Source organism: Methanospirillum sp., from assembly GCF_035406105.1.
In the GTDB taxonomy this organism is placed as follows: domain Archaea; phylum Halobacteriota; class Methanomicrobia; order Methanomicrobiales; family Methanospirillaceae; genus Methanospirillum.
Genome location: NZ_DAONKG010000057.1, coordinates 1 through 11,864 on the forward strand (window position 1 = coordinate 1; position 11,864 = coordinate 11,864).

7 protein-coding genes are annotated in these 11,864 nt (G+C 42.6%); 3 read left to right on the forward strand and 4 right to left on the reverse strand.

The features are described 5' to 3' along the window. Window positions 1-1,718 (forward strand): ASKHA domain-containing protein (locus PLA23_RS05015; protein WP_324474261.1); only part of this gene is annotated, 1,718 nt, incomplete at its 5' end. Between the two features lie 317 nt (window positions 1,719-2,035). Beyond that, window positions 2,036-3,481, forward strand: coding sequence for a hypothetical protein (locus PLA23_RS05020; protein ID WP_324474263.1), 1,446 nt, complete (start codon window positions 2,036-2,038; stop codon window positions 3,479-3,481). Between the two features lie 231 nt (window positions 3,482-3,712). On the opposite strand, the gene PLA23_RS05025 is transcribed toward PLA23_RS05020, so the two are convergent. Continuing rightward, window positions 3,713-3,985 carry an amino acid permease gene (locus PLA23_RS05025; RefSeq protein WP_324474266.1) on the reverse strand — a complete coding sequence of 91 codons (273 nt, stop codon included), beginning with the start codon at window positions 3,983-3,985 and terminating at the stop codon, window positions 3,713-3,715. Window positions 3,986-4,038: 53 nt separating this feature from the next. Here PLA23_RS05025 and PLA23_RS05030 point away from each other — a divergent pair, with 53 nt between their 5' ends. Beyond that, the gene (locus PLA23_RS05030; RefSeq protein WP_324327884.1) at window positions 4,039-6,144 is read left to right on the forward strand and encodes a HAMP domain-containing methyl-accepting chemotaxis protein; all 2,106 of its coding nucleotides are present in this window, start codon (window positions 4,039-4,041) and stop codon (window positions 6,142-6,144) included. A 31-nt stretch (window positions 6,145-6,175) separates the two neighbouring features. Here PLA23_RS05030 and PLA23_RS05035 read toward each other — a convergent pair whose 3' ends face one another. The 3 genes from PLA23_RS05035 to PLA23_RS05045 form a co-directional block, all read right to left on the reverse strand. After that, the gene (locus PLA23_RS05035) at window positions 6,176-8,278 is read right to left on the reverse strand and encodes a cation:proton antiporter (RefSeq protein ID WP_324474268.1); all 2,103 of its coding nucleotides are present in this window, start codon (window positions 8,276-8,278) and stop codon (window positions 6,176-6,178) included. A 719-nt stretch (window positions 8,279-8,997) separates the two neighbouring features. After that, entirely contained in the window at window positions 8,998-9,753 is a 756-nt protein-coding gene (locus tag PLA23_RS05040; protein WP_324474270.1) for an NAD(P)H-dependent oxidoreductase, read from the reverse strand. A gap of 279 nt (window positions 9,754-10,032) precedes the next feature. Next, complete coding sequence (locus PLA23_RS05045) at window positions 10,033-11,658, reverse strand: amidohydrolase (RefSeq protein WP_324331279.1); 1,626 nt, start codon at window positions 11,656-11,658, stop codon at window positions 10,033-10,035. Window positions 11,659-11,864: the final 206 nt, after the last annotated feature.

Here is an 11,864-nt window from a genome sequence, read left to right on the forward strand (position 1 = left end):
GGAAAGGCACATGCGGAAAATGCAGGGTTATCAAAGTATCAGGAAAGATTACCGAAGAAGGTTCCGTCTGTGCAAAATTTCTTACCCTTGATGAACAACGGAAAGGGTACTGTCTTGCATGCCTGGTCAGGGTGTGGAGCGATGCTGTATTTACCATTCCAATAGAGAGCAGAATTGATTCCCCTCAGATCCTTCTTGATGTTGCCCGGAGTATCAGAACCATTGAGCCGTCGGTTCATAAATATCTGGTTGAAAAAGATACATCCGGTCCGACAGCAGTACTTGGGCCTTCTATCCGGTTTTCCGGATATACCGGTGTACGACCAGTGATGACTGAAGAACAGCGGTCTTGTATCATGAATTCTTCCAGCTCCCTAACCGGTGTAATTGCTGAGGAGGGAGGGACAAAAAAGGTTATTGCACTCGAAGAAGGGGATACGACGGGGAGTTTGTTTGGTGTTGCTCTCGATCTTGGCACGACAACCGTTGTCGGTCTTCTCATTGATCTGCTTACCGGTGAAGTAATCAGACGGGCTTCAACGCTGAACCGCCAGATAACCCTTGGAGAGGAACTGGTTACACGAATTGCGATAGGAAGACAGGAAGAAGGACGACTGGAACTTAAGGCAGCAGCCATTGGGAGTATCAATGAAGTTATCCACAAACTGACGAGAGATGCAGGAATTTTGGATACCGATATACACGATGTATGCATTGGTGGCAATACCGTCATGACATGGCTTTTTGCCGGAAAAGATCCATCACCGCTGGAATATGTCGATGCAATCATTCCGAACAGTCCAATCATACTGACTGCACAGGAATGCACCCTTGCGGTAGCTCCACATGTCAGAGTCTTTTGTCTTCCTGCCGTGAGCAGATTTGTTGGTGGTGATGCCGTCGGGGATGTCCTGGCTGCAGGGATGCACACGATACAAGAAAACTCCCTTCTCATCGATCTCGGTACAAATGGGGAGATTATTCTCGGGAATAAAGACTGGCTTGTTTCTACCTCATGTGCGTCAGGCCCTGCCTTTGAGGGGGCGGGGTTGCGATCAGGAATGAGGGCGATGAAGGGTGCTATTGATGCGGTTACCATCTCTCCGGATGGTCATGTCACCATTCATGTTATCGGTGATACAAAGCCGAAAGGGATCTGTGGATCAGGGATAATTGATGCTGCAGCTGCACTGGCTCAGGCAGGCATTCTTGATTTTAGCGGAAAATTTGTCGAGCATGCACCGGGAGTGCGATCAGATGAGAATGGTCTTGAATTTTTACTGGTTCCGGCGCAGCAGACTGCAACCGGGAAGGACATTGTTATTACCAGTCAGGATATGGCATACCTTATGGACTCAAAAGCTGCTGTGCTTGCAGCGATTACTGTTCTTCTTCAAAAATACCGGTTGCATCCCAGCGACATACATCATATATTCCTTGCAGGAGCGTTTGGAACATTTGGGAATATTGATCACCTGATATCATTTGGAATCCTTCCGGAATTTCCAAACGCAGAATTTCATCGTATCGGAAACGGATCACTTGCCGGAGCGTATGCCTGTCTCCTGTCAGTATCTGCAAGACATGAGGCTGTTGATATTGCACAACGGATGGGATACATCGATCTGCTGGTGGATAATGATTTTATCGAGGAATACTGGGCAGCTCTTCGGCTACCGGGAAAAGAGGAACTCTTTCCTTCACAATTCAGGAAATAATCCAACATCTTTTATTATCCGAATTCTTCAGGAACTCTGATCAATGCCAGAAAATCTGCATAATTTAAATACACATTATTATTTCATTCCGCATTTGAATATGAAGATAGGTATAGAGTATACCAAAAGGGTGAGATAAACCGCGAGATCAAACTGCTCATACAGAGATGATCATCACATAATAACCTATGATTTTTGCGTTTTTTATAAAATAAATGTAATGCAATTGTGCAAAAGTTTATTACATCTTATTCTCATTACTCCATTATTCAGGGTTATGGATGATCATCATATCCAGATCCCTGTGGAGGTGTATCATGAAAAAATATATGCCGCGGGCGATGTTCCAGCACAGATATGGCATTATTGTCTTTATTCTTCTCCTTATCCCATTCTTTGGATACGTATCAGCAATCCCCTGTACACCACAGGGTCCGATTGAACCAACCGGTATACAGGAGGCCGGTACATTTTATCCACCAGGATATTATGTTCTCTATTATGCACAAAGCCCGCCAAAACCCCTTGGACCTGAAGAGTCCAGACCACTCAACTGGAACTGGCAACAGAGCAGCCCCATACAGATGAATGCTGGAACAACCTATCACATTACCTTTAAGAACGGGGGTGCATCAATATCATCGTCATCATCTGTTCCACCTGATCTTCCGGCAGGATATGCATACACGACGTTTACCAATTCTGATGGCGAACGGGCATATGCATATTGTATCAGTACATCCACATCAGGTCCAACGGATAGTTCTTCAAAAGCGAAACCCTGTGTGGATTACTGGGGTCCGATTGAACCAAGTCAGGTGGCAATGGCAGGTTCACATTACCCGCCGGGGAGTTATATGATCACCTATGCTCAGGTTGAGCGGTACTTCACAACTCCTGAGTCCGGGCAGCCGGCAAACTGGAACTGGCAGGAATACGGACCGGTAACGTTTGAGGCAGGAAAAGGATATGATATTGAGTTTCGTGATGGAGGAACCATAACCATTCGAAGTGATAGATCCTTTGCACCACCAGACCTACCGGATAATCACGCATATACTCTTTATTCCAATTATGACAAGCAGCACCGGTATGTTTTCTGTATTCAGACAAAAGGAGGCACGGATAACAAACCAACACCACCTGAGTCAACCGACTGTACTGAAAAGTATGATAACGGAAATCTGGATGGGGTGGAGAATAACGCAAAGTGCAGACCGCAGGTGACTTTCAATACTGACGTATACATCTGTAAAATCATTACATATCACTGGAACTATGGTCAGGGAACCAGTTCTACCGGAGAGATTATGCTTCGGAATATGAATGACGGCATGGCCTATGGTCCCTGGAAGACAACAGGGGAACCTGGAATGGGTGGAGTGCCAAATGCATACTGGGTCGCCCATACAGATGCGGTTATCAGGAAAGGAACCTATGTCGTTGAGGATTCAGATGAGAGTACCTGGTCAAACAATGCAGGTTCAAATTATTGCGGGCAGGTACAGATATTCTACCGCCCCTATTATGGCGGAACAAAGGCTTGTGACTGCGATACGTATGACAAATATACTGACGAATCGGACGATTGTATCTATTATGGGACCGGGTGCTCAAAATGCTACTATGAATGCGGGGGAGACAGTGGAAATTGTGATTGTGAATCGTATGACATGAGTGAAGAAACAGACGATTGCATATTATTTGGGGAGGGATGTTCCCACTGTTATTATGAATGCGTATTTGGTCTCGCCAAAAAATGATACCCCGGATTAAATCCACAATTTAATTTTTATTTTCTGAGCAGGAATTATCTCTTCTTTTTCTCATTACAAAAATACCCCACAGAATGGTTATCGCTATTGGAAATACAATCGCCCATGATACAAAGATGAGAACACCCGATGTTAAAAGAAGAGAAAAAATACTCATACATACTGCATATCGGTTATCCTTCAGTAAAACAATCCCGGCGGCGCAACCTCCCATGTATGTCAGGATAAATGTGGCATTTTCTCATTGAATGCATAGGTTACAAAATACGATACCCCACCGTCGTTTGGAAACCGGGCTGGGAGCATCCCCATGGTAAGAGCCATCGGAAATGCCAAAACTATGATACCTATCCACGATATCAGAGATGCCGGCCCTGCTATCTCCGCAGCAAGCCCGGGCAGAATAAGAACCCCGCATCCCAGAACCGACCCTACATAAAGCGCTACGATATGATGAAGACGAAGACAGGAACGGGTAGTGGGGTGAACCATATCTTTATGGGAATCTAAATAGTTACTACTTACTCAACCATGAGATGATAACGATGTTTCTTGATAACATTCCGATGAAAAAGAAACTGATTGGGGGGTTTTTATGTATCATCTTTTTTGCCATTATAATTGCCCTCGTCGGGTATAATGCAATGGGTCAGATGACCGAGAAAGCAACCCTGATATATGATGACAATCTTGTGTCATTGGATCAATTATTAAATGCCGACAACAGTTTTCTTAATATCCGGATAAACATCTACAAAACTGTTTTCGCCAAAGATGAGCGGAAAGATAAGTTTGCAGAGATTGATGACGAGATAACCAATATCAAAAGTAAATTGCAGACGTATCAAAGCAAGTCTCTTACTCCTGAAGAAACGGAATATATCAATGAATTCAACAAAAACTGGCCAATTTTTGAAGAGTCATTACGTGCGGTCATGGACCACATGACAAACGGGAGGGAGGAGGCAGCACTCGAAGGTATATATAGTGATAATTTTAAAATCCCCAGAGATGCAGCACAGGATGCTCTCGATAAACTGGAAGAGTACAATCAGGTGAAATCAAAATCATTAAAGGATGAGATTATCCAGCAGTATCAGGTTTCCTCACTCCTGTTCCTCATAATAGTCCTCCTTACCCTGATATGTGGCATCGGGCTTGCTCTCCTTCTCACCAAGAGTATCACTGGACCCCTTTCCAGGGTAGTGACCATGATTCAGGAGATGAAGGCAGGTCATCTTGGAATGCGGCTTTTTATGAGTCGCCGAGATGAGATCGGAAAAATGGCAGATATTATGGACTCATTTGCAGATAATCTGCAACAGCATGTCATCGGTTCCATGCAAAAGATTGCACGGGGCGAGAGAGTCTCTGAAATCCCGGTTATGGATGATCAGGATGAGATTGGACCTGCACTTCGTGATACTGCATATACGATTAACAGCCTTATCGATGAGACGGAAAAACTAGTATCAGCAGCAAAAGAAGGGAATCTTTCCATCCGGGGGAATGAGTCTGCATTTCAGGGAGGATACAGGGATATTATTCATGGCTTTAACGTAACCCTTGAGAATTTACTCGTCCCAATCAATGAAGCCATGTTTCTTTCCAAACAATACGCAAACGGAAACTTCTCCTCCCGGTTTTCTGATACAATAGAGGTGAAAGGAGATTTTATCCCATTTAAAAATGCTCTGAATACCATTGGAACTGAGATGGGATCTGCAATTCTGAAGGTTCGCAATGAGGTTGAATCCCTTCTTGGGATAATGGAAGAGACGAATGCAAGTTCTGAAGAGATTGCAGCAGGTTCACGGACAGTGGCCGTTAATGCAAACCAGGTAAGTGATCTTTCTGAAAAATCCTCTCGTGGAATAGAACAGATTTTACAGGCGATGAATGACCTTGCAGCAGCAGTCTCTTCTGTTGCAACCGAGACGACCGATGTTGCAGGTCTTACCCAGAAAACGAACAATCTCTCGATCGAAGGAACGAAACTGGTCCATAAAACCGATCAGGGAATGAAAAATATAAAACAGTCATTTGAAGAGACAAACCAGGTCGTACAGGAGATAGATGACCAGATGGGGGAGATAGGTTCTATTGTTGAACTCATCAGCGGGATTGCAGACCAGACCAATCTCCTTGCATTAAATGCAGCGATAGAGGCTGCACGGGCAGGTGATGCGGGCCTTGGATTTGCAGTGGTTGCAAATGAGGTGAAGGCCCTTGCAGAAGAGTCACGGATATCAGCAGAACGTATTGCTGAACTCATCGCGATTCTGCAGAAAAAATCCAAAAATGTCACGTCTTCAATGAACCGATCCCTTGAAGACGTCACGACCGGTGATGCCGCCGTCAAGGAGATGATGAATATTTTTGAACATATTGCAGATTCAATTGAGATTGCTTCAAAGAGAATCAGCGATGTTGCAGCACATACTGAAGAACAGGCTGCAAGTGTGGAGGAGATCACGGCAAGTGTCCATGAACTTGAAATCATTGCCAGGGATACGGCCCAGGAGGCTATCACATCCTCAGCTGCAACTGAGGAGATGAGTTCATCGATCGATCAGGTAACAAGAACAATATCTGATGCATCTGTATCGCTTCAGAAGATATCCCAGGAAATGAATAAATTTGTGATATAAACTGCAAAATACTCAACGAAAGGGAGGCGGTTTATAAGTTATCCTTCCATTTTATTCTTCTTGCCTTATTCTTCTCCCGGATAAGAATTTCAATCATATGGCGTACTGATTTTTCATCCCCTATCCCTTTGTCAAGACTATGACTGAGCATATGGATTATCCCTGCTCTTGCAACTGTTTCAGCCAGATATTCCGTTACGAATGATATATTGTGAAATGAGTCCTTTTTTTCAGATATGAGAAATGATGAAGCTTTCTCATGAAATTTTGAATATGTACCGATGATTTCCTGAATCTCTGACACATCCAGGCATACCCACCTGGATAATTGTTTCAGGTATTCAATTACAGCGGACGATGTTATGTATACTGCAACTGCTGCAAAGATGAGATCAATCTCTATTTTTTTCTGATATTTCGTAGTAATGGAACTTTCAGGCATTATCCGTCGCATAAACCGATGAAGTTTTATTCGATACCGTGAACCAGGTGCATACAGCCGGGTATCCGGGTGATAATTTCCTGACTGAATAAGATCTTCTCGAATCGTGGTTTGATACTGAAGTTCAGCATAGACTGGCGGAGGTATCAGTCCGTCGTCATAGAGCTGACGGTAGGTTTTTTCTTCATAATGGAGCGCTTCTAACCAGAATAGACTGATAACACTCATCCGGTCAGGATTTTTATGAACTTCATCCCAGAATTCCTGTAAATTTTGTTCAGTGTTCTGTATTTTTTCATCATACATTCGAAGACATGTTTCAAATATGTCAGGGTCTGTTATCCCTGCAAGAGATGAACTTTCAAGCGCTGATTTCGCTGCTCTGCTGGTGGTAATATCCCGATAGAACTGGTAGAAAGTTCTGATGAGAGGGGATTGTCCAAGCCTGAAAACCCTAATAAGCGGTCCGATCGATAGCCCCTGGATAAAAATACTAAAAAGAACCGCAATCACTGTCCATGCAATAATTAAATCCCTGAATGGAAGAGAAAGCGGAATAGAAAGTACAAGAGCGATGGCTACAGCACCCCGAAGACCTCCCCAGAAACAGATCATCTGATATGATAACGGAACTTTGTGACGGGTAAACCGGTTAGAGAGGGTAAAGGTTCCGATAACCGGGATGAATCGTGCCAGCAATACCGCACCGATAAGGAAAAGAATACCAAATATTCCATTTTTTAAAAGAATTGAGAAATCCTTTAGGGTAGCAATCGTAATTCCAACCAGAAGGAAGATAAGGCTGTTTGCAAGAAATCCGATGTATTCCCAGAACCGCTTGAGTTCCTCACGTCGATCAGGGCCGATCCAGTCTGATGCTGCCCGTGCAGTAATAAATCCACACACGACAACTGCGATTACTCCAGAAAATCCGAGTTCGTCGCTCACAAGATATGTCAGATATGCTGCAACAAGGGTTGCAGTCTGATGAATGTGTACATGAATAGGAGCTTTTTGAAGGATTATTCGTAATAAAATTCCTCCGATAATTCCGACAATAATGCCGCCGGCACATGATGTGAGTAATTGCGAGGTAAATAGTGCAGATGTCTCTAAAAATGTGAGATTATTTTTCAGCAGGGGTTTACTGATTAAAAGAAGAACCAGTTGGAACAGTATGATAGAACTCGCATCATTGAGCAGGCTCTCTCCTTCCACAAAGATCTGGAGGCGTTTTAAAACCCCAATCTCCTTGAATATGGAGATAACTGCCACAGGGTCGGTGGACGATATGAGAGCACCGAACAGGAGTGCGAAGAGAAGAGGGATTGCAAAATACCACGATACCATATATCCGATTATTCCTGCGGAGATGATGACCCCCACAATAGCAAGAGAGAGAATGGGAAAGAGGTTTCGGTTAAATAGCCGGGTATTTACCTCGATTGCAGACTCAAATATGAGTGGCGGGAGAAATATGTAGAGGATGATGTCAACCGCTGGAAAGTAAGGCCCAATCGGTTTTAACACATCTACATGAGGAACGATGTATGCTGAGAAGACATAACCGATAAGGACCAGCCCGATGGTATACGGCAGCTTCAGATGCCGTAAGGTCAATGATGCAATGATTGCGACAAGGAGTAATGATATGATAATGATTTCATTCGATATGATAAGGTTTTGTTCCATGATACGGCCCAGTCAAATATTGTGAATGTATCCTGTTGAGAGTACCGAAAACACCTTTCCAAAATAGTGTGGTTCATAAATACTTTATAAACCTTGGATCCATCATGAGCGATGTTGAGCTTCCCTCAAATAATGCCCGTTCAAACCATAAAAGAATTCATGTTATGTGTTTGGTTTTCTTTTTTGTTATTTTCACCATGAGGAGATCAATACGCATAATATCATTCAGGAACATAGTTTATGAAGTCATATACCGGAGAACCTAAAATAACCATATTCTATAATGGCATTCCTGGGTTTTTGAGATATGTATCATATATATACTATATGGGATTAGGTATGATGCTGATCAGAGTCACCGGAGAGACTGGAACCTGAAAATACCCCCCTTGGAGTAAAAATTTTTCCGGTAAAATATCCCCGTATATGCGGTATAACGAACATTAACCACTGCAAACGAATACGATTATTGACCGGAGAAAAATTTTCAAAGAGCAGTAAGGGAGGTATAATCAAGTACAAACAAATACACAACACTTTTTTTTACTGTGCGATCTCACTTTTTTTCTCCGATCATATCATATATCGACAATAATACGTTATATTAAAAAAATATTGAAAATATGAACTTGGATGGGTGAAGAAAATCTTCCTCCGAACGAAAAAATCAGGTTCCGGTTTCTCCGATATGAGACTTCTCCTGGATCTGTTCTCCTGGATCAGGGTAATGAGTATATATCGTGAATTGAACTTTTCATAATCAGTATTTTTTTCTTCTCACAAAATCTCGTTACAGATTTCCTAAAAGAATCAAATCTCTCCATCAAGCTCACTCGATATATGGGAAAATTCAGAAAAATATTCAGTGCGGTGGTGATCCCTCCATCCTCATGACCGCAGACCAGAATACCAACTATTTTCCCATGGGTCAGACCAGGTTTTTTCAGATGATAGAGGTTTTGCATACAGGTTGTCCGATCAAGAAATGTCTTCAGCCTGGCAGACATGTTGTTCCAGTTGATGGGTGAAGCGATTATCACCGCTTTTGTCTTCGCAAGCATCTCGTGAAATACATGCATGTCGTCATCTTTATTTCGATAGGGATAATCACATGACTGCGCTCTTACTGCATAACAGCACCAGCAGTGATCAATCGTATATTCATTCAGGTTAAACCGTTTGTATGAAATATTTCGTTCTTTTAGGACTTCCTCTGCGATATCAATCATTATACCAGTATTCCTAGCCCGGTGAGAACTGCCATTGATGAGGAGAACATCAAAACCGTCAACCGGGCAGGTAACCGGCCTCTCATGGAACGGAATGAATTCACCTGAGGGACTGTGACAATGAGGACACCCCTTCGGTGGCCTTTCTCCGGTAAACAGAAAACCACAAACGGTACATTTCCAGGTTATTGTATGAGATCCTGGTGTTTGGTTATCAGATGGGGCTGTCATATTATTCGCATTCATTATGTCTGGGACGAACTATTTGAATACAGTTCATTTAATTGTTGGAGTGTGATTGACAGTTTATAGAAGTGATGATATCTCGTACGTATTCTTCGATACATTACAGATGAGATGTGTAATGACGAACTCTGAACCGTTCAGTACCGGTGTTCCCCAAACGTACTGTAAAGCTGAATGGTACGTTTGTTCTGATTGGTTTATAAGAGCAAGAGTGTTAGGCCAGTAAAAACCAGTATCATCAATACAGGAAAAAAACAAAAATTAATAAATATCGGAGAGTTACTTATTTGAATCATACACAATATTGCCACGAATATACGTTGCTAAAACTTTTGGGGTTTTATTTGTTATACTCTCTGTAGGAACTGAATACAGATCCTGATCATATACCACCATATCAGCATCATATCCTTCCGTTAATTTTCCAATATCGTTAAAGGGGGCCGTTGCAGCACTTCCTGAAGTCAATCCACGTATGACATCTTCACGAGTGAGTGGTTGGATGACGGTTGGATTTTCCCCACCACGTAATGATATATTCATTATCGCAGTTGGAGAAGACACTGCCAGAGGAGAAACGCCAAAGTCTGTGCTGATACCTACCGGAACTCCAGAATCAAATAATTCTTTCAGTGGGTACGCAGAATAATATCTATCACCATAATATCTGGTTAGATCACTTTCTACATGCCAGAATGCCGGCTGTACGGTCATTACAACCTTTCCATTAAATTGAGCAATCCGCTTTATCTGATCATCAGTCACAAAAGCAAGATGTATCAGGGTGTGAGTGCCGTTCAATGTATGATTCTTTGCATAAATTTTTTCTAATGAAGAAAGAACAGCTTCTATTGCCTCATCTCCCTGAACATGATACTGTACATTCAGCCCAAGTTCTTCGGCTCGTTCAATTATCCTACTGAGATTATATGCTGATCCATACTCATCGTTTCGATATACGTATGACAGCCCGTGATTTCCTTCCTGATTCTCCCAACTGGTCCAGGCCTGACCTGCTGCATAAGCCCCGTCAACAAAGATCTTAAGTCCGATGAATCTGACCATAGGGGTATCATTGCCCATATACTTCAGGGCATCATCAATCTCATCTAATGAGAACAGAGTATAGAGATAATTGACTCTGACAGAGAGATTTCCTTCTTTTTCCATCTTTCTGAGCATGTCTGGTCTGAGCATTCTCCCTCCGGAAAACCCTGATAAATCATTAATCGAGGTATACCCAAATGATGCCCATGTATCAAGGAAATGTTTTGAAACGGATTCTATTGTTTTATCTGAAAATGTATCAAAAAGAACATTACCGACAAGCGTCATCGCAGATTCCCTGAGCATGCCTGTAGGTTCGCCATCCTCACAGATTATCAACCCACCAGGTGGAGACTTCGTTTGAGCGGTGATATTTGCAAGTTTAAGAGCTGCAGAATTTACTATTGCATTATGACCCAGTTGATCTCCAAGAAATACCGGCCTGTCTCCGGTTATCTGGTCAAGTTTATGTCTATCTTCAAGTGACCAGTTATTATAATTTTCAAGTGAAAAACCTCCTCCAAACATTGGCTCACCCGGGGGGAGTTTTTCTGCAATGGGTTTGACAAGTGCACAGATGGCATCTGCATCAGTTGCTCCGTATAGGAAACACCCGCTGCTAAATCCATAGCCCGCCTCTACCAGGTGCACATGACTGTCATAAAAGCCTGGATAGATAAAAGTCCCGTTTAAATCAATTCTGATTGCATCCGGGATCTCATCAGGATCGACACCAAGTTCTTGAACGACTCCCTGGTTCACACGTATACTATTTGTGAAATTGGTACCATCGGTGTAGATAGTCCCATTGTAAAAGATCTTCTCTTGTATGTCTGGTGTTTCAATTAAGGAATCCATATCCGTTGCGCAGGTTATGGATCCCAGAAATAAAATCAACATTACACCAGATAGAATTAGGAAACCGCGAAAAAGAATCATTATTGAATTAGTAATCCCGGTATACATAAATATAACTTTTTAGTTTCAAAAAATCTCCTAGTTTATAGTGAAACCGTTTCCTGAAACTTTGGTTGCGAATTGAGGATTCAATCTTTGGATTATCA